The sequence below is a fragment of the Duganella sp. CY15W genome (genome assembly GCF_009857555.1).
GTDB classification, from domain to species: domain Bacteria; phylum Pseudomonadota; class Gammaproteobacteria; order Burkholderiales; family Burkholderiaceae_D; genus Rugamonas; species Rugamonas sacchari.
Map to the genome: position 1 here is coordinate 703446 of NZ_WWCQ01000003.1, position 22656 is coordinate 726101.

The window sequence follows — 22656 nt, forward strand, 5'->3', positions numbered from 1 at the left end:
CACAGAAGGGTCTGACCCCGCATGGGGTCAGACCCTGGCGCCAACGGTGTGCGGGGTATAAAGGTGCCGCCCCAGCCGTCAGAACTGCTGGCTGACGCCGGTGATGGCATAGCCCTTGGCGCCGATCTGGGCCAGGGGATGCTCGATATGGTAGTGGGGGAGTTCGTCGTGGTCGTCGTCGACTTCCACATGCTGGGCTTCGGGGTGCCAGTCGGTGTTGGTGGCTTCCTGTGGGATCGGTTTACCCTCAGGAACCGCCAGATAGCTATGCTTGCCTTGTGCTTCATCTCGGCAATAAATATCCACACGCATGGTATTTCTCCTCGGACGAAAAGCCCATGGTACCGGATTTTCTTACGCTAGTGCGTACTCATCTCCATCGCGCGCGCCAGGCGCCAGCGTCACGTACTGCTGGCCCAGCGGCGTCGGTACCGCTTCGATGCGTGGTGCGTGCAGGCTGATTGCCATGGCCTGCGCCAGTTCGCACAGGGTTTCATGGCGCTTGCGCGCTTCCGAACGTTTCTTCGACGGGATGGCTGCCAGGTCCGGCGCGCAGATGGTTTCGCTGACCAGCTGGTAGTCGCCATCGGCACGTTGCACTGCACCCAGTTCCTGCCACAGCGTGTCGTAGTCGGCGTGGACCTTGCCCTGGCGCGTGGCGCTGCGCACGGTACGGTTGTCATTGCCCACCAGGCGCAGCGCGACGCAGCCGTGGTCGGCCGCGAACTGGCTCAGCAGCTTGATCATCATGTTTTTCGGGCGCATGCCGTGCAGTTCGCGCGTGGCGTCCTTGATGCGCTGCAGGCCGCGTTCATCCTTGGGACCCTGCATGCAGCCGATGCCCAGCATCATGCCGGTTTCCCCCTGCATGAAGGAGAACGCGCAGCTGTAGACCAGGCCGCCGTCCTGCATCAGTTGCAGCACCAGTTCGCCTTCGCGTTCCATCGGTTCGATCGCGCGCAGGTGCAGCTGGTAGTGCAGGCCGCCTTTGCCTTCGATGTTGGCCAGCGTCACCGGGCCACGCGCCGCCTGCACCGCCAGCGGGCCGAGGCCAAGGCGGAACAGATGCCGATAATGCGTGCGCAGCAGCTCCAGGCGCTGCACGCAGTTCATGGTATCGGTGAGGTAAGGGCGATAGATTTTGTAGATCAGACGTGGGCGGGCTTTGACCAGGTCGACAAACAGTGGATGAGAGTTCAGCAGTTCCAGCCAGCCAAAGGTCGCGCGGCGCTGCAGGGCAGCGCGTGTCGACAGCTTCAGCGCTTCGCGCCACTGCGTCAAACCGACAAAGCCGGCAACACCTGAGAGGATGGTAATGGACTGCGACATCGTGAACTCTTCTAGAAAAGCCATAGGCGAGTCGCGAGTGTAAATGCTGTGTAACGTATTGTAAATTGGGGTAAAGAACTACGGTTTTCCCTTAATAATTGCTACTTAGACAGTTGAAGTGTTGTATAGAGGAGATGTTGGAATGCTAAGGGTTGCCCGTAGTTGCAAAAAGCAATGCAAGATGAAGATTGGCAACGCATAATGATACATTGCGATACACACCCGCCCGTATGACCGCAAGCTCTCCGACCCGCTATCTGGTATTCCCGGCGTTCATCGCCTTATACCTGCTATTCGACTGGGCAACTTATATTGATCCGCTGTATGGACTGAATATCACGCCCTGGAATCCCGACCCGGCGCTGGGCCTGGTGTTCTGGCTGATTTACGGCTGGCGTTCGGCGCTGCCGTGGTGGCTGGCGCTGGTGCTGGGCGAAGTGCTGGTGCGCGGCATGCCTGCCGGGCTGGTGCTAACCTTGCTGTTATCGTTGTGGCTGGTACTGGGCTATGGCCTGATTGGCGTCGTGTTAAAACGGCAATTCGGCAATAGCGGGGTGTTTGACAGCCGCAACAAGCTGTTCCAGTGGCTGCTCATCGTGGTGGGCGGCTGCCTGCTCAATGATGTGGTGTATATGTCGCTGCTGTCGCTGGCCGGGCTGATCCCGCCGGGACAGTGGGCGGCCGTGGTGTTGCGCTTTGGCATAGGCGACATCGTTGGCGTGGTGGTGTCGATGCCGCTGGTGTGGATGTTGTCCAGCGCACCAGGACGGCAGCGTTTGCGTGATACGGTGTGGCAGTATGAAACGCTGGGCTACCTGACGCTGGCCATTTGCGTGCTGTTCCTGGTGTTTGGCACCATCGAGACGTCGGAGTTCAAGCATTTCTACTTCCTGTTCCTGCCCGTGATCTGGGCGGCGTCGCGGCAGGGCCTGTACGGCACGGCGCTCATGGTGTTTGTGCTGCAGCTCGGTATCGGCGGCCTGGTGAAGTGGAATAACGCCGTCAACATCGAGGTGCCGGAGTTGCAGATGCTGGATGCGATGCTGGCGCTGGTGGGGTTTTCGCTGGGGATCGTGGTCGATGAGCTGCGCCAGGTGTCCAACGACTTGAAACAGTCGCTGCGGCTGGCGGCGGCAGGCGAGATGGCCGCCGCGCTGGCGCATGAGCTGAACCAGCCGCTGACCGCACTGGGCGCCTACGGCAAGGCCTGTGAATACCTGGTCGAACGCGGCGAGGGCGGCGACATGCTGAAAAGCGCGATCCAGCGCATGATGGCTGAGTCTTCGCGCGCGGCCGACGTGGTGCGCCGCCTGCGCGACTTCTTCCGCACCGGCGCCATGAAATTGGAGCCGGTCGATGCGGCGCAGCTGGTGTCCAACGTCAGCCAGCAGTTTTTCGCGCTGTTGCGCGAGCACGGCGTGACGCTGCAGGTGGACGAGATGCCGGCGCTGTCGATGCTGGCCGACCGCCTGCAGATCGAGCTGGTGCTGCGCAACCTGCTGGACAACGCGCTGGACGCGGTGCGCGAGCAGCCCGGTGGTGCGCGCAGCATCCGGGTCTCGGCGCAGCAGCTCGACAGCAAGCGGCTGGGCAAAGGCAGCTGCCTGCAGCTGACGGTGGAAGATAGCGGCAAGGGTGTGTCGACCGATCTGGCGGCGCGCCTGTTTGAACCTTTTGTATCGTCCAAGGCCAGTGGCCTGGGACTGGGCCTGGTGCTGAGCCGGGCCATCATGGAAGCGCACGGTGGCTCGCTCTGGGCCGAAGTGGGCGATCACGGTATTTTCAGATTGGCGCTGCCGTTGGCGCGCCGTGTAGTTGAAGGGCAGGAGAACTATGTTGCAGCATGATTTAACCGTATTCATCGTCGATGACGACCCCGCCGTGCGCGATGCGCTGGGCCTGCTGCTGGGGGTGCGCGGCTACCGGACCGCAGTATTTTCCAGCGCCGAAGCGTTTCTGCAGGGCTGGCAGGCGGCCTGGAATGGCTGCATGCTGGTGGATATCCGCATGTCCGGCATGGACGGGCTGACCTTGCAGCGCGAGCTGATCAATCGTGGCTGCCGCATGCCGGTGGTCATCATGAGCGGCCATGGCGATGTCAGCACGGCGCGCGCCGCGTTCAAGGCCGATGCTGTGGATTTCCTGGAAAAGCCGTTTGACGACGCCAAGCTGATTGCCGCGATTGATGAAGCGCTGGAACGCGCGCGCACCAATCACAGCGAGCAGCAGCGCCGCAGCCGCAGCGTCAACCTGCTCAGCGAACTGACGCCGCGCGAGCGCGAAGTGATGCAGCTGGTGGTGCTGGGCCGGCATAACCGCGATATCGGCCCGGCGCTGGGTATCAGCGTGCGGACGGTCGAGGTGCACAAGGCCCGCCTCATGAGCAAGCTGGGGGTCGACAACGTTGCCGACCTGGTCCGTATCAGCATGCTCGAACAGGAAGAGTAAAACGCCTCAGGCCGCTGGCGCCAGCTGTTCGGCGCGCCAGCCCTGGATCACGGCCAGCACCTGCTGTGGCGTGATGGCCAGCATGCAGCTGCACTGGGCCGGATCGGCGCAGTGGCCGCAGGACGGCTCATTGACCAGATTGTGGGCGCGCTGGCCCAGCGCGGCCCAGCGCACCGGGTCGATCGGCTTGAGCGGCGGGAACAGGCCCACCACCGGGCGCCCCAGTGCGGCAGCCAGGTGCAGCGGACCGGTGCCGCTGGCCACCAGGCCATCGCAGCCGCCGACCAGCGCGGTAAATGCCGCCAGGTCCAGACGGCCGCACAGATTCTCCACATTCGGCAGGGCCAGCAGCTCCGGCGCCTGCTGCGCCAGCAGTTCGCCCTCGGCCGGGCTGCCCGTGACCAGCACGCGCACGCCATCCATCTTGCCCAGCAGGCGCGCCAGTTCGGTGTAATGGGCCAGCGGCCATTCGCGGCCATTGCCGTTCGATTTCGGATGCAGGATCACCTTGAAGCCAGGGCCGGCCAGCACGGCGTCGGCGTCCGGATGGCGGGGGATGTCCAGGCCATACAGTGTCCAGATCTGCTCGCGTTCGGGCACGTAGTCGATGCCCAGCGGCAGCAGCAGCTTGAAGCTGAGCTGGGCTTCGTGCAGGCGTACCCCCAGCGGGCTGGTCAGATTGACCAGGCGGTTGCAGCTGAGCCAGTGATAAATGCGGCGCGTGCTGCCGATGCGGCGCGCAATGCCGGCGCGGCGCGCGGCCCAGGCCAGTTCGCGGCGCGGGAACGCAAACAGCACGGTGTCGCAGCCGGTCTGTTTCAGTCCGCGCGCCAGGTCCGGTCCCAGCTCTTCCAGCGTCAGCACGCGGTCAACGTGACGGCACTGGGCCACCACGGCGGCGGCGTAGCGGCGGCACAGGAACACGATTTCGGCCTGCGGGTACAGCTGTTTCAGGTAGCCGGCCAGCGGCAGCGTCAGCACCACGTCGCCGATATTGTCGGTGCGTGTGATGAGGATGCGGCGCGGCGTCGGCGCGCTGTGGCGCACCGCCAGGCACATGCCGATCAGGCTGCACACCATCATCACGTAAAACACTTTTGGCATCATCAGCCAGAACATCACGTCGGTCAGGCCAAAGCCGATGAAGGCGGCCACCAGCACCACGCCGGCCAGCGCCAGCGGATGCTGGCCCTGGTCCTGGCGGCGCAGTTCGGCCGTGAAGTAGCGCAGCGGCGCGACATACATCATGAGCAGCAGGCTGGCGTCGAGGATGCCGCCGGTGGCCAGGTGGTGCAGCAAATCATTGTGGCTGCTGCTGTATTCGAGCGCCGGCGATTGCTGCAGGCGGCCGCTGGCGGCCAGCGCGTGCAGCGCGTTGTCAAAGCCGTCGCGGCCCACGCCCAGCAGCGGGTGTTCCATGAACATCATGACCGAGGCGCGCCACAGTTCCAGGCGGATGCCGACTGACGTGGTGGCGTCGCCCGTATCGAGATAGCGGCGCACTTCCATGAGCGCCAGCCAGACGCGGTCGGCAACGCCGGTGGCGGGAATGGCAAACGCCAGCGCCAGCAGGCCCAGCATCAGGGCGCACAGCAGCGGCAGCTTGTTGCCGTACATGCGCTTGCCATAGGTGAGCAGCGGAATCAGCACCAGCGGCAGCGCCAGCCAGCCGCCGCGCGAGCCGGACAGCACCGAGGCCAGCAGGCCGGCCACCAGCGCCAGGCCCGGCAGCCAGTTCAGGCGCACCAGGCGTGGATCGCGGAACGCCGCCAGGCCGCAGGCCGACATCAGGCCGGACGCCAGCGCCAGGTCGCCAAAGGTGATCGCGTGGTGGGTGAAGCCGATCGCGCGTTCCATCTGGCCGCTCAGCACCTGGTAGGCTGCCACCGCCGCCGCCAGCAAGGTGGTGATGCACAGGCCCAGCCAGAAGTAGCGGATGCGCGGGCGCAGGTAGTACATGACGCCGATGCAGGACAGGCCAAACAGCAGCCGTGACGGCCCGTCCAGCGTGTGCAGCGGCTGGTGGTCGACCACCATGCGCACCAGCGAGACCAAGAAGTAGAGCAGGAATGCCAGCGTCACGCCCGACAGCTCGCCCCAGTGGCGCAGGTAGCCGCGCAACACCGGGGTGAAGTGGCGGATAAAGATCAGCAGGATCACCAGCTGCACGGCGCCGAGGCCGGATTTACTGCTCAGCGCGAGGGCCGGCAGGGCAAACAGGAGCGTCGAGGAGGCCGGGCTGCCACTTTCGGTGAGCGGCCGCGAAGAGCTGACAGTATTCATTGGTGCGCGTTAGGGTGATCGACGACGATGATAAATAAAATGATTATAACAGTGGCGCCCGGGGCGGCGATGGCTTGTGGCGGGGGCGGCGATGGGCGATAATCGGCCGATCCGGGCTGCAGCCCTGACGACGAGAGAACGCGTGTCACCCGAAAAAACCGCCAGTGCCGGCGTTACGCCGCGCACGCTGATCATTTCCCCCAACTGGATAGGCGACGCCGTCATGGCGCAACCGCTGTTGCAGCTGCTGCGTGCCGCCCATCCGGAGCGGCCGATCGATGTGCTGGCGCCGCCGGCCGTGTCGCCCGTGTGGCGCCAGGTGGCCGAAGTCGATGAGGTGCTGGAAACGCCGTTCCGCCACGGCGCGCTGCAATTGCGCCAGCGCTGGAAGTTCGCGCGCCTGCTGCGCCAGCGCGGCTATGCCGATGCTTACGTGCTGCCCAATACCATCAAGTACGCGCTGATCCCGTGGCTGGCCGGCATCCGCCAGCGCGTCGGCTACAAGGGCGAAAGCCGCTACGGCATGATTAATGTGATGCACCACGACGAACTGCCGCCGCGCCCGATGGTGCCGTTTTATGCTGCACTGGCCAGGCCGCCCGTGACGGTGCAGGGACCGGGCTTGCGCGCCGCGCTGCCGCGGCCGCGCCTGGTGGCCAGCGACGCCCAGGTGGCGGCGGTATTCGAGCGCACCGGCCTCGATCCGGCGCGGCCGGTGGTGGCGATGGCGCCCGGCGCCGAGTTTGGCGGCGCCAAGCGCTGGCCGGCGCGCCATTTCGCCAGCCTGGCGCAAGCGGTGCTGGCGCGTGAACCGGCCACGCAGATTGCGCTGCTGGGTTCACCCAAAGACCACGAGGCTTGCGCCGAAGTGGCCGCCGCGCTGCCCGCTGCGGCCGTGTTCAACCTGGCCGGCGTTACCAGCCTGGGCGAAGCGATTGCACTGCTGGCGCGCACGGCGGCCGTGGTGGCCAACGACTCCGGCCTGCTGCACATCGCCTCGGCGCTGAACCGGCCGGTGCTGGCGCTGTATGGCCCCACCGATCCCGACCACGCGCCGCCGTTTTCCGATCTGGCGGCGTCGCTGTCGCTGCGGCTCGCGTGCGCCCCATGCAAGCAGCGTGAATGCCCGCTGGGCCACCAGGACTGTATGGTTAAACTGACGCCGGAACTGGCCTGGCAGAGTCTGCAGCCCATGTTGGCAGCAGCTTAAGCGGCACAGCCACCCAATTTGCGGTATAAAGCAGAGATAGCAACGCTCTGCGTTTCAATATGTTCAAGCGCTATTCCATCACCTTCTGGGCCACTGTGTTTGTCACGGTGGTTTGCCTGTCGCTGGTCGCCCTCGATGTATGGCGCAGCATCGACGCGCGCAGCGGCCAGCTGCAGGAGATGGAACGCCTGAGCGCCAACGTGGCGCGCGCCATGGCGCAGCAGGCCGACGACACCATCAAGGCGGCCGACACCTCGCTGGCTGACATCGTCGAGCGCATCGAGACCGAAGGCCAGGACGGCAAGGTGCTGGTGCGTGTGCAAAAGCAGATGGCGGCGCAGGTCGAGAATCTGCCGCAGCTGGTGGGGCTGTTTGTCTACGATGAGCGCGGCCGCTGGGTCGTCAATTCGCGCGGGGTACAGAACCAGGCCTACAACAACGCCGACCGTGAATATTTCATCTATCACCGCAACCACGCCGACCGTGGCCCGCATGTGGGCAACCCGGTCATCAGCCGTTCCACCGGCAAGTGGATCATGCCGGTGTCGCGCCGCCTGAACCGGGCCGACGGCAGTTTTGGCGGCGTGGTGCTGGCCACGCTGGACATCGATTACTTCCGCCGTTTCTACCAGAGCTTTGACGTCGGCAACCGCGGCGCGGTGGCGCTGGTGTCCAACACGGGCGTGCTGATGCTGCGCCAGCCGTTTGACAGTGAACGGGTGGGCGGCAGCATGCGCGACAGCGAATTGTTCCGCCACTACGCGGCGCTGAGCGGCGCCGCACGCACCGGCAGCGCCTTCTTGCACTCTTTCCACGATGGCGAGGTGCGCCTCAACAGCTACCGCCCGCTGGAGCACTATCCGCTGTTCGTCTCGGCCGCGTTGTCGCGCGAGGAAATGCTGGAGCGCTGGCGGCGCGACACCTTCACGCGCTCGGTCGGTGTGGTGGTGCTGGCCGCGCTGATCGGTTTCTTTGGCAAGCGGCTGGTGGACCAGATCCGCCTGCGCGCGCAGACCGAAGCGGCATTGCGCGAGGCGCGCGACGCGCTGGAAAGCGCCAACCGCACGCTGGAGCGTCAAGCCATGCAGGATGGCCTGACCGGGCTGGCCAACCGGCGCCAGTTCGATGTCACGCTGGGCAATGAATTCAGCCGCGCCACGCGCCATGCGGATACGCTGGCCTTCATCATGATCGATGTCGACTACTTCAAGCAGTACAACGACGTCTATGGCCACAGCGCCGGCGATGAAGTGCTGCGCGCCGTGAGCAAGCTGATACGCGCGCTGACGCCCAAGCGCCCCGGCGACCTGACCGCGCGCTACGGCGGCGAGGAAATCGGCATCCTGCTGCCGAATACCGACATTGAAGGCGCGCAGGCGGTGGCCGAGCGCATCCGTCTCGCTGTCGAGCAGTTGCAGATGCCGCACAGCGGCAGTCCGCTGGGCCAGGTGACGCTGAGTTCCGGCGTGGCCACCATGTCGCCCAAGCGCGGCGTGCACGCGGCGTCGATGCTGGTGGAGGCAGCCGACAAGGCGCTGTATGTGGCCAAATCGGCCGGGCGCAACCGCGTCTGCCTGGCGCCGCCGGTCGACGGCTAGCGCGCCGCCAGCTGCTGCAGCGCGGCGCGCGCAACCGGCGGCGACACGATGTGGGCGCCGTCGAATTCCTGGTACTCGACCACGTAGCCTTCCTGCGCCAACCGCTGGGCGATCGCCTGCCCGCGCTGTACCGGCAGCACCGGATCATCCTTGCCGTGGGCAACAAAGATGCGCGGCTGGCCCAGGCGCCGCAGCGGCGACATGAAGCCCGGCGAGAACGCCAGGATGTCGCTGAACAGATCGCCGTTCATGAGTCCCACGGACAGCGCGTAGGACGCGCCGTCGGAAAAGCCGGCGATGGCCATGGCCTGTTGATCCACTTCGTAGCGCTGCATGGTCCACAGCAGCGTGCGGTCGAGGAAGGCCAGGTCAGGGCCGTAGCCGCCGCGCAGGAAGTCCCAGCTGGTCCCAGCCGACGCGGGCATCAGCAGCAGCACGCCGTGGCGGACCGCATACGCCAGCGCGATGTGGTCGGCGCCGCCGTGCTGGCCGCCGGCGCCGTGCAGCAGCAAGAGCAGCGGCAGCAACTGGCCGTCGGCGTGCGGCGGCACGTGCAGGATGGCGCTACGGCCGTCGGCAAACGACAGCTGGTGCGTGCCGGTTTTCAGCGGCGGCTGGCGCTGGTGGGCGATCTGCCGCAGGATATCGGGCCGCGCATGCAGGCAACCGTCGGCATAGGGCGGTGGCTGGTTCAGAATTCCTCCCACTCGTCGCCGCCGGCTTTGGTGGTGCTACGCGGTGCGCGCGCTGCCGGTGCCGCTGCCGGTGCCGATGCAGCGGCCGGCGCTGCAGGTGCGGCAGGCGCGGACAATGCGGCAGCCTTGGCACGTGCCGGCTGGGCTGGCGCCAGGCGCGGCGCGGCCGGGCTGGCCGGCGGCGCGCTGACCGCCGCCGCATAGCGCGTATCGAGCTTGAACACGCTGACCACATTGGCCTGGCTGGCCGCCTGCTCCTGCAGCGCAGCGGCCGCAGCGGCGGCCTGTTCGACCAGGGCGGCGTTCTGCTGCGTCACATTGTCCATCTGGCTGATGGCCTGGTTGATTTGCTCGATGCCGGCGATCTGCTCTTCGCTGGCCGAGGCAATGTCCTGCATGATGGTGGTGACGCGCTGCACGCTGCCGACGATTTCTTCCATCGTGATGCCGGCCTGCTCGACCAGCTTGCTGCCGGCATCCACCTTGTCGACTGAATCCACAATCAGCGCCTTGATCTCCCTGGCCGCAGCGGCGGACCGCTGCGCCAGCGTGCGGACCTCGGAGGCCACCACCGCAAAGCCGCGTCCCTGTTCGCCGGCGCGCGCCGCTTCCACGGCCGCGTTGAGCGCCAGGATATTGGTCTGGAACGCAATGCCGTCGATGACTGAAATAATCTCGACGATATTCTGCGACGAGGCGCTGATCGACTGCATGGTTTCCACCACCTGCGCCACCACCGCGCCGCCCTTGCTGGCCACTTCCGACGCGGACGCCGCAAGCTGGTTGGCCTGGCGCGCATTGTCGGCGTTCTGCTTGACGGTGCCGGTCAGCTCTTCCATGGACGACGCGGTTTCCTCGAGCGAGCTGGCCTGCTGCTCGGTGCGCGTCGACAGGTCCTGGTTGCCGCGCGCGATTTCGCTGGTGGCAGTGGCAATGGTGTCGGTACCGCGCCGCACCTCGCCCACGATGTTGAGCAGGCTCTGGTTCATATCGCCGAGCGCCTGCAGCATCTGGCCGGTCTCGTCGCGCGAACGCGCCTCGATGTGGCTGCTGAGGTCACCGCTGGCCACGGTGCGCGCGATGCGGACGGCATCGCTGAGCGGGCCGACGATGCTGCGGCTCAGTATCCATGCCAGCGCGGTGGCCAGCACAATCGTCAGCAGGCCGCCAATGATGATGGTGTTGGCGGTCAGGCTTTGCAGCGAGGCGGCGTCGGCGGCGCGCTTGCCCAGCAGCGCCGCTTCCGCACCGCTGATCTCGTCGAGCAGCGCGCGCATGCTGTCCATGCCGGCGCGGCCGCGGCCCTCGCGTTCAAAGTTCAGCAGCGGATCGATGCTGCCGCCGTCGTTGGCCTTGGCGCGCATGGTCAGCGCCGGTTCGATGGCGCTGGCATACCAGGCTTGCTGCGCCTGCGCCAGCTTTTGCAGGCGCTCCTGCTGGGTGGGGTTGTCGGCCGTGAGTTTGCGCGCCTGCTGCAGGTGGGCCTCAAACGCGCTCTTGCCGGCGTTGAGCGGCGCCAGCGAGGCCTGTTCGCCTGTGAGCGCGTAGCCGCGTTCGCCGGTTTCCATATTGAGCAGGCTGGCCAGGATGGACTGGGTTTCCGCCATCACTTCGTGCGTATGGTTGTTCCAGCCGTTGGCCTGGACCAGGCGCTCGAAGTTGGTGTAGGCGCTGCCCAGCAGCACCGCCAGAATTACGACCACCGCGCCAAAGCCCAGGTAGAGCTTGCGGGTGATGCCAAAGTCGGAGAATCGCATGGTGATACCCCCTGTTGATCATTAATCCGTCACGGGGAAGCTCGCTTGGGTGACGGTGCCGTTAGGCGTGGTGATGGTGATATTCAATACACCGCTGGTGTTGATGTTGCCGCAGGTGAGTGCGGTGGTTTGCGAGGCATCGCTGATCATGGCCACGGTGTAGACCCAGTTGCTGGAATCGGCGCCGTTGCCGTTGGCCACCACCACGTTGGACGGGCTTTGCAGCAGGCCATTGGAGGCGGTGAACGCAATGCGTGTCCCGGCCGGCAGCGGATTGCCGGGACGATCGGCCTGCCACAGCGCATCGCCAGCATGCTGCGCTCTGCGGTTGGTGGCAAACACGGTCGGGTTGTTGTCGCGGATAGCGAAGTAGAAGGAATGCGTATTGTTGGTGAAGGCGGTACCGTCGGTGCAATGGTCGAGCGCCAGCGTGTTGCTGCCGCTGCCGCCGCCATTGAGCAGCGTGATGGCGGACGTGCTGTTGGACAGCACCATCACCAGCGACTGCCGCACATGCACGCTGTTGGCCGCGCCGCTGGCCGGTGCCGTTTGCAGCACGCCGTTGTAGCGGCCGTCGCCGCTCAGGTCCCAGCTGCCGTTGCCATTGGTGTCGATGTACTGCTCGCCGCTGGCGCGCGTGGTGTTGCCGGTTACGAAAGCGTCGTCGATGCCGTTGGCATTGGCGTCGGTGACGGCGCGGTCGTTGCGGAACGGTTCGCCGAGGTCGGTGTAGGCCTCGCCGGCGTCGTAGCGGTTGTTGCCGTTGGCATCCACAAAGCTCTCTTCGCCGAGCGCATAGGCCAGCACGGTGACGCGGCCGTCGGCCGGGCGTGGATTGCCGGCGCAGAAGCGCACCGTGCATTCGCCCGGCGTGCCTTTCTGCGTGATGACGGTGCCGTCGGTCAGCGTGGTTTGCGTGAGGCCGGTCAGGCAGGAGGCGTCAATGCTGCCGCCTTCGGCCGTGAAGCTGACTGCGGTGCCGTCGGGCACCGGATTGTGGAAGTGGTCGGCCAGGCGCGCGGTGATGTTGGTACCGGTGGGGGCGGTGCAGCCGTTGAACTGGCCGCCTTCCACATTGAGGATGGCGGCGCTCAGCGAGAAGCTGTTCTGCTCGGCCACGCCAGTGGAGACCACCAGCTGGTCGGACACGGTGCTGATGGTGCTGCCGCTCAGCGTCGCCGTCACGCGCACCGGCGTGTTGATGGTGCCGGAAGCGATGCTGGTGGTGACCAGGCCGGCCGGGCTGCTGACCGCGCTGGCCGGGGTCAGCGTCAGGCCGCCGACCGTGGTGTTGAGCGCGAAGTTGACCTGCTGGCCGCTGACCACATTGCCGCTGGTGTCCATGACCTTGAAGGTGACGGTGGCGGTTTCCTGGCGCCCGGCGCCGCCCGTGCCCTTGAGCGCGATGTTCTGCGGCAGCGCCGAGACGAACACCAGCTGGCTGGCGCTGGCGGCCGGCGCCGCGCTGACGCTGTAGTTGGCGCTGACCGTGAGCGGCGTCGACGCCACGCTGGCGCTGGCGGTCACCACATAGCCGCCGGCCGCGCTGGCGGCGCCGGGGCTGAGCTTGATGGTGGCCTTGCCGCTGCCGTCGGTGACGGTGGCGCCGCCGGCCGAGGAGAACACGGCGTTCTTGTCGGTGCTGGTGAAAGTAACGGTGGTATTGGGCACGGCGGCCGCGTTGGCGTCCTGGAGCACGGCCGTCAGCGTGGCGCTGCCGCCCGGCGCCAGCGTGGTGAGCGTGGCGCCGCTGGCGTCCAGCGCGGTCATGGTCAGCGTCGGCTTGCCGGTCGGCGTGGTGGGATTGCTGGTGCCGCAGCCCGGCAGCTTGGGGTCGCGGTTGGGATCGATGACGCTGCAGCCGCCGTTGCTGCCGCCACCGCCGCCGCAGGCGGCCAGCAGCAGCGTGTACATCAGGGCCAGCAGGTAACGTGGGAGGCAGTCGATCCAGCGCAAAGTCATGGTTACTCCTGATGTGGTCTATCGGGTCTATCGGTCAATTGGCGCCGGCCATGGCGGGCAGCAGGTTGCGGTACAGGTTGAGCATCGCCGGTCCCAGCAGCACCACCAGCAGGCTCGGGAAGATGAAGAAGATCAGCGGGAACAGCAGCTTGAGCGAAATCTTGGCCGCGTGTTCCTCGGCGCGCTGGCGGCGCTTGGTGCGCAGCTGTTCGGACTGCACGCGCAGCGAGTCGGCGATGCTGGTGCCGAAGCGGTCGGCCTGGATCAGCATGGTGACCAGCGCATCGACGTCTTCGACGCCGGTGCGCAGCGCCAGGTTGCGCAGCGCCTTGTCCTTGGCGCTGCCGGCGCGCAGCTCCAGCGTCACCAGCTGCATTTCCTCGGCCAGCACCACGCTTTTGAGGCCGATCTCGTTGGCCACGCGCGCCAGCGCCGCATCCATCGCCAGCCCCGCTTCCACGCACACGGTCATGAGGTCGAGCGCGTCGGGGAAGCTTTCAAAGATGTCGCGCTGGCGGGTCTTGACCACGTGGTTGAGTACGACGTTGGGCAGGTAGTAGCCGAGGCCGCCCGCGACCACCATCCACAGCATCTTGACGTTGCCATCGGTGGCCACGGCCTTGCTGCTCAGGTAAAGGAACACGATCAGCGGCAGCAGCACGGCCAGTCCGGTTTTACCGGCAAAGAACAGCGCCGGCGTGGACGGCGTGCGCCAGCCGGCGTTGATGAAGCGCATGCGCACCGGCGAGTTTTCCCAGCCCTCGGTCGGCAGCGACAGGCGCGCCAGCGGCGCCGCCAGGTTGACGATGGAGTCGATCCACACGGCGCTCTTGCGCGTGACCTGGCTTTGTTCGCGCAGCGCTTCCAGCCGGTCCTTGACGGGATTGGCAGTGAACAGGCGCACCGCCAGCACCACGCCGCCAAACACGGCAATGAACACCACGATCAGGAACATGAGCTGGACGATGGTCATGGCCGCCTCTCAGATCCGGATGGTGGTGATCTTGCGGATCGCCAGCATGCCTATCACCATCAGCGCGGCGGCCACGCCCAGCATCTTGCGCCCGCCCGGATCGGTGAACAGCAGTTCGAGCGAACCGGGATTGACCACCGACACCAGGCCGCCCACCGCAAACGGCATCAGGCCCAGCACCCAGGCCGACATGCGGCCCTCGGCCGACATCACCTTCACCTGGCCCAGCAGCTTGAGGCGGTCGCGGATGATGGCGCTGATCGAGGCCAGCAGGTCGGTCAGGTTGCCGCCTGTCTCGCGCTGGATCAGCACGGCGATGACGAAGTAGCGCAGGTCGGTGCTGGGCACGCGCAGCGCCAGGTTCATGAGCGCGTCCGGCATCGAGACGCCGAAGTTCACTTCATCGAATACGATGCGGAATTCGGCGCCCAGCGGATCGGGGATTTCCTCGCCCACCATCTTCAGCGCGGTGGGGAAGGCGTGGCCGGCGCGCATTGCGCGGCCCATCATGTCAAGCGCGTCGGGCAGCAGCGATTCAATCCGCAGGATGCGCTTGCGCTTGGCGCGCATGGCTTCCAGCACCGGCAGCGCGGCCACCACGCCGCCCAGCGCCAGCATGCCGAACCACGGCAGCCGCAGCGAGATGGCCAGGATAAAACCCACCAGGAAGCAGCCGGCCATGAGCGCGCTGAGCTGGGCGGTGCTCATGCTGCGGCCGGTTTGCAGCAGCAGCCGGTCCAGCTTCTGGATGCCGGGAATGCGCGTCAGCAGCTGCTGGACGCCGGGATCGTGCGACAGCGTGCGCTCCTTGGTGATGGACACCGCCAGTTCGCTGCCGCTGTCGCCAATCGCATTGCGCAGGCGGCGCGCGATGCGTTCCGCTTCCGGGCCGCGCGTGCTGTTCCAGCCGACGTAGGCGCCCCACACCAGCAGCGCCACGGCGGCAAAGATTAGGATGATGAACAGCAGCAGCCGCAGGTCCATGGTCAGTACCCCGACGGATCGAACGCGGTGGAGGCGATGTTGACGCCGAAGTTGCGCAGCCGTTCGATGAAGCGCGGGCGGATGCCGGTGGCCGTGTGGTGGCCCAGCACCTTGCCGTCGTCGGCCAGGCCGGTCTGCTTGAAGGCGAAGATTTCCTGCATGGTGATGATCTCGCCCTCCATGCCCGTCACCTCCTGGATCGACATGACCTTGCGCTTGCCGTCGGTGAGGCGCGAGACCTGGATCACCACGCCGACCGCAGAGCTGATCTGCTGGCGCATGGCCTTGGTGGGCAGGTTGGAGGCGGCCATCGACACCATGTTCTCCAGCCGCGTGAGGCCGTCGCGCGGGGTGTTGGCGTGGATGGTGGCCATCGAGCCTTCGTGGCCGGTATTCATGGCGCCCAGCATGTCCAGCGCTTCGGCGCCGCGCACCTCGCCCAGGATGATGCGGTCGGGCCGCATGCGCAGCGCATTGCGCACCAGTGCGCGCTGCGTGACTTCGCCCTTGCCCTCGATGTTGGGCGGCCGGGTTTCCAGGCGCACCACGTGCGGCTGCTGCAGCTGCAGCTCGGCCGCGTCTTCGATCGTGACGATGCGTTCGTTCTGGCTGATGAAGCCGGAGATCACATTGAGCATGGTGGTCTTGCCGGAACCGGTGCCACCCGAGATCACGATGTTGACCTTGGCCTTGCCCAGGCCTTGCAGCACTTCGGCCATGTCGGCCGTCATGCTGCCGTAGGCCACCAGGTCGGCCAGGCGCAGCGGGTCGGCAGAAAAGCGGCGGATCGACATGATCGGACCATCGATCGCCAGCGGCGGGATGATGGCGTTGACGCGCGAGCCGTCCGGCAGGCGCGCGTCCACCATGGGGCTGGATTCGTCGATGCGGCGGCCCACGCGCGAGACGATCTTGTCGATAATCTTCATCAGGTGGGCGTCGTCGCTGAAGGTGACGTCGGTGAGTTCCAGCTTGCCGCGCCGCTCGACATAGATCTGGCGGTAGGTATTGACCAGGATGTCGGACACGGTGGGGTCTTCCAGCAGCGGCTCGAGCGGGCCGAAGCCCAGCATCTCGTTCTGGATGTCGCGCGTGAGGTTTTTGCGCTCGGCATCGTTGATGACCACCGCGTCTTCTTCCAGCAGTTTTTCGACCAGGTTGCGCAGCTCGGAGCGGATCTGGTCCTGGGTCAGGCGTTGCAGGCTTTCCAGGTCTACGCGGTCGAGCAGCGCCGCATGCAGGCGCTGCTTGAGCTTCTGGTAGGCGCGGTTGTCGATGCCGCCCTGCACACGCTGGCCGGAACCGCGGATGTCGGTATTTTCCAGCCGTTCGCGCAAGGAGACAGGTGTGGTGCTCATGATGCGTTCCTTTGCTTACTCATTTACGCAGGCCCAGCTTGCCCAGCCAGCCGCCGCCTTGCTGGGACGGCGCCGCTTCGCCGCTGAGCTTGCGCGCGAGTTCGGCCAGCGACTGGCTCAGCGGCGCGTTGGGCGACAGCTGCAGCACCGGCACGCCCTGGTTGACCGAAGCGGCGGCGGCGTCGTAGTTGTTGGGCATGGTGAAGGAAATCTCGGCGTCAAACGCGCTCTCCAAATCTTTCAGGCGGATCTCGCTGTTCTTGTCGTGGCGGTTGACGATGAGCTGGATCTTCTCCTTGCCGTATTCCAGCGAGCGGAACACATTGAGCAGGCGCTTGCTGTCGCGGATGTAGGGCAGCGTGGTTTGCAGGATGGGGAAGATCATGTCGGCATGGTCGAGCGCGCGGATGCTGACCGCGTCCAGGCTGCGGCCGACGTCGAGCAGCACGAAGTCATACTGGCGGCGGGCCAGCTTGAGGATGGCGTCGATGTGGTCGGGCTTGACGTCGTTGGCGTGCGCCGGGTCGGATGGCGCCGCCAGCACGCCGTAGTTGGACGTGATGCTGAGCATGGACGACGTCAGGAACGACGGGTCGAGCCGGTGGATCTGCTGCGCCACATCGCTGAGCGTGGCCAGCGGCTTGTGGTCGGAGACGAACAGCGAGGCGTCGCCGAATTGCAGGTTCATGTCGATCAGCGCGACCTTCTGCTTGCCGCTGGCGGCCAGCGCGTAGCCGAGGTTGGTGGCAAGGAAGGTGGCGCCGCTGCCGCCCTTGCACGAAATGAAGGCCAGCACCTTGCCCTGCGTCTGGCCGCGCCGCTCGAGTTTTTCGGCGATGCGTTCCATGGCCGGATACAGCGCCGAACTGGTGACGGGCGAGGGCAGCACTTCGCGCACGCCGGCGCGCATGGCTTGCAGCAAGAATTGCGGGTCCTGGTCCGGCGTCAGCACCACGCAGGCGATGTTGGGATGCTGGGCCGAGAAGCGTTCCAGCTGTTCCATGTCGTCTTCGCCGGTTTGCGGGCGGTCGACGATGAGCACGTCGGGCAGCTGCTCGTCGTTCAGCGCGGCGGTGCGGCCGACCGCGCCGGCCAGCTGGTCGATTTCATCGGACGCCGAGCGCGCGCGCAGCAGGCGCATGAGCTCGGCCAGGTGGCGTTCATCGCGGGATATGACGGTGATCTTCAAGTGAGGCGCTCCTTGCGTTGCTGCTTCAGCGCTTGCTGCCGACGCCGATGGTAAAGCCGTTGCCCTGGTCTTCCCGGTTGATGAAAGACTGCTGGTAATTCTGGTAGGCCGCCGCTGCCGCCGGCGCATCGAGGCCGTTGACGGGGCGGCGGTCCTGGCCCGCCTGCGGGTTGATCGTCTGCTGCGCGCGCATCAGCCGCAGGCTGTCGCCGAACTGGCGGTCCAGGCGGGGCGAGGTGCCGCAGGCGGTCAGCAGCATGGCGAGCAGGAGTAGGGGATATCGCATGGCGCCTCCTAGTGGTCGCCGCCGGATGGCGTGGTGGCCGGGGCGGCTGGCGCTGCCGGTGCGGGCGCCGGCGTGCTTGCCGGTGCAGCGGGTGCGCGGCCTTCCAGCTTACCGTTGAGGAAGAAGTCAAAGCGGTTGGGCTGCACGTAGTCGTCAGTGGGCAGCTTGTGGTCGGGCGGCAGCGGCTGTGCCAGGTGCGGCGTGACGATGAACACGAGTTCGGTGCGGTCGTTCTGGAAGTCGCTGCTGCGGAACAGCGCGCCCAGGATCGGAATTTCACCGAGGCCGGGGAAGGCCTTGATGCTGCTGGTGACGTTGTTCTTGATCAGGCCGCCGATGGCAAAGCTCTGGCCGTCAAACAGCTGCACGGTGGTGCTGGCGCGGCGCGTGGTGAACGAAGGCAGCACGGCGGTGGCGGTGCTGCCGGTGGCGCTGATACCGATGCCTTCGCGGTTGAGCTCGGACACTTCGGGCGTCACGCGCAGATTGATGCGGCCGTTGTCGAGCACGGTGGGGGTGAACTTGACGGCGATGCCGTATTCTTTTTCTTCCAGCGTGACTTGCGGCGTGCCAGCCGTGTTGTTCTGCGACACGGGAATGAAGATCTTGCCGCCCGCGAGGAAGCTGGCCTCCTGGCCGCTAATCGCCATCACGGTGGGTTCGGCCAGCACCTTGACCAGGCCGTCGTTCTTTTGCGCGTCCAGCGTGACGAACTTGCCGCTCTTGTTGTTGAAGGCGTCGATCTTGCTGGGATTGCCGCTGAGCAGATTGGACAGCATGGTGTAGGTCCAGCTGCCGCGCGTGCCGTTGAGGCCGACGCTGGCGCCGAGCTGGTCGACCAGGGTTTTGGACACCTCGGCAATTTTCACTTCCAGCATCACCTGCTGCGGCGCGGCGATGGCCAGCATATTGACCACGCGGCCGCTGCTGCCGCCGCCCTGTGACAGGCCGGACATCGGGTCCATGGCGGCCTGGAAGGCGGCGCCGGCCGCTGCGCCGGAAGCGGCGGTAGGCGCGCCGCCGCCTGCTGCCGCCTGGGCTGCCTGCGCGGCCGCGTCGGGCGTGGCGGCATTGCCTTGGTTGCCGCTGCGTGCGTTGCGCTGCAAATAGGCGCTGGCCACGGTGACGATCTGTGACGCACGCACCGCATCAGCCACGGTGCCGGACAGGATCAGCGAATTGCCGGAGACGGTGATGCGGATGTCGCGCTCATTCGGGAACAGCTCGGTGAACTGCTGGCGCAGCGCGGCAGTGTCGAGGCCGACGGTGATGTCGATGACGCTGGCCTGGTTGGCGCGGTTCCAGACGATGAGGTTGGTGGAGCCGGTGGTCTTGCCCAGCATGTAGATTTCGCTGGGATTGAGCAGGATGACGTCGGCAATCTTGGCGTCGCCGACGGCCACGCGCGCGGCGGGCGAGGGCAGGCGCATCAACGTGGACTTGCCGGCCGAGAGCGTGATCTCCTTGGCCAGTTCCATGCCGGGGGCGGCCGTGGCGGCGGGTGGGGCTGCGGCCAGCGCGGCCGGCGCTGCGGCGCCCAGCAGGGCGGCGAGGGCGACTTGGGCCACAAGGGCCTGGGCCCGCAGCGGCGTCGTGGGGAAAGGCGCAGAAGATACGTTGCTCAAGTCGCGTTCTCCGGTGGCTTAAAATTGTTGTGAACTGCGTTCCAGACCCTTGATGACTTCCACCTTGTCGCCGTCGCGCTGCACCTTGGGCAGCGCACGCGCAGCAGCTGGCGCGGCGGCCACCGGTGGCGGCGCCACAGGAGGCGCGGGCACCTCGCGTACCGGTGCGGTGCTGACCGGCACGCCTTCCAGCAGGCTGCTCTTGGTGGCGCCGCCGGTGTTGGCGGAATTCGGATCGATCTGGTTGCGCAGCACCAGCGACAGCGTGCCCACGCTGCGCGCCAGGTCCAGCTTCTCCACCTGCTCCGGCGTGAGTTCCAGCGTGACGGCGTTGACGACTTTCGGCTTGGTATCGTCGCGGTTGGATTCCTGCGCAATCGCCAGCACCAGGATGCGCTCCAGCACGATCTTGGAGATCGCCTGTTCGCGCGTCAGGTTGTCGCCGCGGTTGTCGCTCGAGGTGTTGACGAGGATATCGACATAGTTGCCGGGCAGTGCAAAGCCGGCCACGCCCACCACATCGTTGACGCGCACGGTCATGGCGCGCTTGCCTTCCGCCACCACGGACGACAGGCCGCCTGCGGTGCCGGCCGGCGCCAGCTTGCCTTCGGTGATGGGCTCGCCGCGCTGGATGTTGGAGCGCGTGATGCGCCCTTCGAGCGCCTTGGCATCGGTCATCGCGCCGGGCGGTACCGAGCTGGCGGGCCAGTCCACCATGTGCACCAGTTCCGGCGTGAGGCGCGCGCCCATGCTGATGTCCAGCATGGCGACCGCGACCCGGTTGCTGTTGCTGGCCGACTGCCCGGAGATCCATTGCGCTGCCACCACCACGGCTGCCAGCGCCAGAAACAGCGCCACACCGATCATGACCAAAGCCCGAGTATTTCTCATCCCGACCTTCCTTGATTAAGCGGATTGGATTGTTGTTCGCGTCGTTCGCGTTCTTTCTTCTGCTGTTCGGCGGCGACGCGTCGGGCGCCGGCGCCGGCAAAGTAGTTGTGCCAGGCCCAGTCCAGCGAGCGCTGGCTTAACGTGGGCGGCGTGCTTTCGTAGCGGGCCAGGTCGCGCACCTGGCGTATCAGGTCGCGCGGATAGCAGGCCAGCAACGGCGTCTCATCCTTGGCATGCAGACCGCTCAGCAGATAGTCGAAGGCGGCGGTGTCAAATGCAATGCCGTACTGCGCGCAGGCCTGGCGGAACAGCAGCTCATATTCCTCGGGCGATTGCGGCGGTACTTCGATCTTGTATCCCAGCCGGCGGAGGAAGGCACCATCCGATAAACGTTCCGGCAGAAAGTTAGACGAGAATACCACGACCACATCGAAAGGCACTTGAAAAACCAGTCCGGTGTGCAAGGAAAGATAATCGACGCCACGGTCCATCGGCACGATCCAGCGGTTCATGAGTTCCAGCGGCGAACAGCGCTGGCGGCCCAGGTCGTCGATGATGAAGATGCCGTTGTTGGCTTTCAGATGAGGAGGCGCCTGATACAGCCGCGTGTTGGCGTCAAAGCGCAGGTCCAGCATTTCCAGCGTGAGCTCGCCGCCGGTCAGCGCGGTGGGCCGCTGCAGGCCGCGCACCCAGCGCGCATCGAGCGTACGCAGCAGGTCGCCGCTGTCCTCGGCGGGCGTCGCGCCGCTGAGCGGACGGTGCTGCACCGGATCGTAGAAGGGCACGACTTCGCCATCAATCATGATGGCGTAGGGGACGGCGATGGCGCCATGCAGCAGGCCGCACAGGCGTTCTGCCAGATAGGTCTTGCCGCTGCCGGCCAGGCCGTAGATGAACATGGCGCGGCCCGAGTTCATGGCAGCGCCAAGCTGGTCCAGCACTTGCGGGCTGGCGACGACATCGTGGAAAGACGCTTGCACCGCTGCGCGCGTGACGTGCAGATGGCGCACGCTTTGCGATTCCATCTGCGCCACATAGGCGGCCAGCGTGACAGGCGCGGGACCAGCGTAGGAGTTGCGGTTGAGGCAGGCGATGGCGCGCTGCATGCCGGCGTCGGTCAGGTGGTAGGTGAGGTCGGCATCGGTGCCGCTGCTGCCGCTGCGCGTGACCTCGCACAGTTTTTCGTTGCGTAAATGCGTCACTAGCGGCGTGATGACGCTGACACTGAGTTTTAAATGGCCAGCCAGTTCCGGCAATCGGACCTGGCCGCGCTGGAACAGCACCTTGCACAGCAGCTCGACCAGGAACAGAAAGGGCAAGCCCGTTTCGTCCGTGGTCCGGGGGGCGCGCGCCTCGGCGGGAGGCGGCAGCGTGGGAGAGTCTGTAGCCTGCTGGGTGTGCATGGTTCCCCTTAGAAGAACAGGCTGCGTCCGGTGCTGGCGCCGAAGATCAGGTAGGGCGCGGCGCCGGCGGCAATCGCCACAGCGTAGGGCAGGCGGCCGCTGGGCGTGGCCGGCGCGTCCATCTTGGGCACTTCGCCCGCGAGCGAGCGTAGCATGCTGTATTTGAGCAGGTGCCAGGTGTTGTACACCATGGGCTTGAGGCGGCCGTTAAAGCCAGCCACCACCAGCGCCAGCACGCCGCCCGCGAGCAGCGTCAACAGCCAGATGCCGGTCACCGCGCCGGGGCCGACAAACGCGCCGATCATGGCCAGCAGCTTGACGTCGCCCGCGCCCAGCGCGCGCATCGCGTACATGGGCAGCAGCAGCAGCAGGCCCACGGCCAGGCCGGCCAGCGCCTTGAGAAAACCGATGCCGCCAAAGACTTGTATGAACAGACCGTCGCCAGGTGGCAACGCCGTGTTCAGGATCAGGCCCAGCACGGCGCCGCCGAAGACCAGGGCATTGGGAATGCGGCGTGTCCGTAAATCGTTCCACACAGCGAGTGCCAGCAGTACACACAGGAGAATCAGCGGCAAAAAGGTCATGAGTTCGCCTTATGAAAAGGGAGCAGACAATTGAGTGTATAGAAAATTTCCGGAACGGCGTACACCGTTCCGGAAATTTTT

General features: G+C 66.0%; 19 protein-coding genes. 4 read left to right on the forward strand and 15 right to left on the reverse strand.

Going from position 1 to position 22656, the window contains the following annotated elements:
• Nucleotides 1-78 precede the first annotated feature (78 nt).
• Together GTP58_RS18175 and GTP58_RS18180 are read right to left on the reverse strand one after the other, a co-directional pair.
• Entirely contained in the window at nucleotides 79-312 is a 234-nt protein-coding gene (locus GTP58_RS18175; protein WP_161078634.1) for a DUF6139 family protein, read from the reverse strand.
• Between the two features lie 42 nt (nucleotides 313-354).
• Nucleotides 355-1329, reverse strand: coding sequence for a VirK/YbjX family protein (locus GTP58_RS18180; RefSeq protein WP_072788833.1), 975 nt, complete (start codon nucleotides 1327-1329; stop codon nucleotides 355-357).
• 230 nt (nucleotides 1330-1559) lie between these two features.
• On the opposite strand from GTP58_RS18180, the gene GTP58_RS18185 reads away from it, so the two are divergent.
• Entirely contained in the window at nucleotides 1560-3176 is a 1617-nt protein-coding gene (locus GTP58_RS18185) for an ATP-binding protein (RefSeq protein WP_161078635.1), read from the forward strand.
• On the forward strand, nucleotides 3163-3777 hold the full coding sequence (locus GTP58_RS18190; protein WP_229215630.1) for a response regulator transcription factor: 615 nt from the start codon (nucleotides 3163-3165) through the stop codon (nucleotides 3775-3777). The genes GTP58_RS18185 and GTP58_RS18190 overlap by 14 nt, the downstream gene beginning before the upstream one ends.
• Nucleotides 3778-3783: 6 nt before the next feature.
• On the opposite strand, the gene GTP58_RS18195 is transcribed toward GTP58_RS18190, so the two are convergent.
• A complete protein-coding gene (locus GTP58_RS18195; RefSeq protein ID WP_161078636.1) occupies nucleotides 3784-6060 on the reverse strand; it encodes a glycosyltransferase family 9 protein in 2277 nt (758 codons plus the stop codon).
• Between the two features lie 142 nt (nucleotides 6061-6202).
• Between GTP58_RS18195 and waaF the strand changes: the two genes are divergently transcribed.
• On the forward strand, nucleotides 6203-7270 hold the full coding sequence (gene waaF / locus GTP58_RS18200) for a lipopolysaccharide heptosyltransferase II (RefSeq protein WP_373924755.1): 1068 nt from the start codon (nucleotides 6203-6205) through the stop codon (nucleotides 7268-7270).
• 59 nt (nucleotides 7271-7329) lie between these two features.
• Nucleotides 7330-8868, forward strand: a complete 1539-nt coding sequence (locus tag GTP58_RS18205; RefSeq protein WP_161078638.1) for a sensor domain-containing diguanylate cyclase — start codon at nucleotides 7330-7332, stop codon at nucleotides 8866-8868.
• Here GTP58_RS18205 and GTP58_RS18210 read toward each other — a convergent pair.
• Genes GTP58_RS18210 through GTP58_RS18265 form a run of 12 tightly spaced genes read right to left on the reverse strand, consistent with a single transcriptional unit; the run spans nucleotide 8865 to nucleotide 22575 of the window.
• Complete coding sequence (locus GTP58_RS18210; RefSeq protein WP_161078639.1) at nucleotides 8865-9575, reverse strand: alpha/beta hydrolase-fold protein; 711 nt, start codon at nucleotides 9573-9575, stop codon at nucleotides 8865-8867. The genes GTP58_RS18205 and GTP58_RS18210 overlap by 4 nt on opposite strands.
• Nucleotides 9560-11320, reverse strand: coding sequence for a methyl-accepting chemotaxis protein (locus tag GTP58_RS18215; protein ID WP_161078640.1), 1761 nt, complete (start codon nucleotides 11318-11320; stop codon nucleotides 9560-9562). Before GTP58_RS18215 ends, GTP58_RS18210 begins: the two co-directional genes overlap by 16 nt.
• Before the next feature lie 21 nt (nucleotides 11321-11341).
• A complete protein-coding gene (locus tag GTP58_RS18220; RefSeq protein ID WP_161078641.1) occupies nucleotides 11342-13282 on the reverse strand; it encodes a hypothetical protein in 1941 nt (646 codons plus the stop codon).
• A gap of 34 nt (nucleotides 13283-13316) precedes the next feature.
• Nucleotides 13317-14255: a type II secretion system F family protein gene (locus GTP58_RS18225; protein ID WP_161078642.1), complete on the reverse strand. Its 939-nt coding sequence runs from the start codon at nucleotides 14253-14255 to the stop codon at nucleotides 13317-13319.
• A 9-nt stretch (nucleotides 14256-14264) separates the two neighbouring features.
• Nucleotides 14265-15239: a type II secretion system F family protein gene (locus tag GTP58_RS18230; protein WP_161078643.1), complete on the reverse strand. Its 975-nt coding sequence runs from the start codon at nucleotides 15237-15239 to the stop codon at nucleotides 14265-14267.
• Between the two features lie 2 nt (nucleotides 15240-15241).
• Nucleotides 15242-16597, reverse strand: coding sequence for a CpaF family protein (locus tag GTP58_RS18235; RefSeq protein WP_084560343.1), 1356 nt, complete (start codon nucleotides 16595-16597; stop codon nucleotides 15242-15244).
• A gap of 19 nt (nucleotides 16598-16616) precedes the next feature.
• The gene (locus GTP58_RS18240; protein ID WP_161078644.1) at nucleotides 16617-17786 is read right to left on the reverse strand and encodes an AAA family ATPase; all 1170 of its coding nucleotides are present in this window, start codon (nucleotides 17784-17786) and stop codon (nucleotides 16617-16619) included.
• Between the two features lie 25 nt (nucleotides 17787-17811).
• On the reverse strand, nucleotides 17812-18072 hold the full coding sequence (locus GTP58_RS18245) for a hypothetical protein (RefSeq protein ID WP_072788851.1): 261 nt from the start codon (nucleotides 18070-18072) through the stop codon (nucleotides 17812-17814).
• An 8-nt stretch (nucleotides 18073-18080) separates the two neighbouring features.
• Nucleotides 18081-19697 (reverse strand): type II and III secretion system protein family protein, encoded by a 1617-nt coding sequence (locus GTP58_RS18250; protein WP_161078645.1) that lies wholly within the window; start codon nucleotides 19695-19697, stop codon nucleotides 18081-18083.
• 18 nt (nucleotides 19698-19715) lie between these two features.
• Complete coding sequence (cpaB, locus tag GTP58_RS18255) at nucleotides 19716-20588, reverse strand: Flp pilus assembly protein CpaB (RefSeq protein WP_161078646.1); 873 nt, start codon at nucleotides 20586-20588, stop codon at nucleotides 19716-19718.
• Complete coding sequence (locus GTP58_RS18260; RefSeq protein ID WP_161078647.1) at nucleotides 20585-21991, reverse strand: ATP-binding protein; 1407 nt, start codon at nucleotides 21989-21991, stop codon at nucleotides 20585-20587. Before GTP58_RS18260 ends, cpaB begins: the two co-directional genes overlap by 4 nt.
• A gap of 8 nt (nucleotides 21992-21999) precedes the next feature.
• The gene (locus GTP58_RS18265; RefSeq protein ID WP_161078648.1) at nucleotides 22000-22575 is read right to left on the reverse strand and encodes a prepilin peptidase; all 576 of its coding nucleotides are present in this window, start codon (nucleotides 22573-22575) and stop codon (nucleotides 22000-22002) included.
• Nucleotides 22576-22656: the final 81 nt, after the last annotated feature.

Bases quoted from the DNA above. Each gene is read 5' to 3' on its own strand.
- cpaB (WP_161078646.1), bottom strand. From the start codon at position 20,588: ATGAGAAATACTCGGGCTTTGGTCATGATCGGTGTGGCGCTGTTTCTG.
- GTP58_RS18215 (WP_161078640.1), bottom strand. From the start codon at position 11,320: ATGCGATTCTCCGACTTTGGCATCACCCGCAAGCTCTACCTGGGCTTT.
- GTP58_RS18185 (WP_161078635.1), top strand. From the start codon at position 1,560: ATGACCGCAAGCTCTCCGACCCGCTATCTGGTATTCCCGGCGTTCATC.
- GTP58_RS18220 (WP_161078641.1), bottom strand. From the start codon at position 13,282: ATGACTTTGCGCTGGATCGACTGCCTCCCACGTTACCTGCTGGCCCTG.
- GTP58_RS18175 (WP_161078634.1), bottom strand. From the start codon at position 312: ATGCGTGTGGATATTTATTGCCGAGATGAAGCACAAGGCAAGCATAGC.
- GTP58_RS18260 (WP_161078647.1), bottom strand. From the start codon at position 21,991: ATGCACACCCAGCAGGCTACAGACTCTCCCACGCTGCCGCCTCCCGCC.
- GTP58_RS18265 (WP_161078648.1), bottom strand. From the start codon at position 22,575: ATGACCTTTTTGCCGCTGATTCTCCTGTGTGTACTGCTGGCACTCGCT.
- GTP58_RS18205 (WP_161078638.1), top strand. From the start codon at position 7,330: ATGTTCAAGCGCTATTCCATCACCTTCTGGGCCACTGTGTTTGTCACG.
- GTP58_RS18245 (WP_072788851.1), bottom strand. From the start codon at position 18,072: ATGCGATATCCCCTACTCCTGCTCGCCATGCTGCTGACCGCCTGCGGC.
- GTP58_RS18195 (WP_161078636.1), bottom strand. From the start codon at position 6,060: ATGAATACTGTCAGCTCTTCGCGGCCGCTCACCGAAAGTGGCAGCCCG.
- GTP58_RS18180 (WP_072788833.1), bottom strand. From the start codon at position 1,329: ATGTCGCAGTCCATTACCATCCTCTCAGGTGTTGCCGGCTTTGTCGGT.
- GTP58_RS18225 (WP_161078642.1), bottom strand. From the start codon at position 14,255: ATGACCATCGTCCAGCTCATGTTCCTGATCGTGGTGTTCATTGCCGTG.
- GTP58_RS18190 (WP_229215630.1), top strand. From the start codon at position 3,163: ATGTTGCAGCATGATTTAACCGTATTCATCGTCGATGACGACCCCGCC.
- GTP58_RS18235 (WP_084560343.1), bottom strand. From the start codon at position 16,597: ATGAGCACCACACCTGTCTCCTTGCGCGAACGGCTGGAAAATACCGAC.
- GTP58_RS18230 (WP_161078643.1), bottom strand. From the start codon at position 15,239: ATGGACCTGCGGCTGCTGCTGTTCATCATCCTAATCTTTGCCGCCGTG.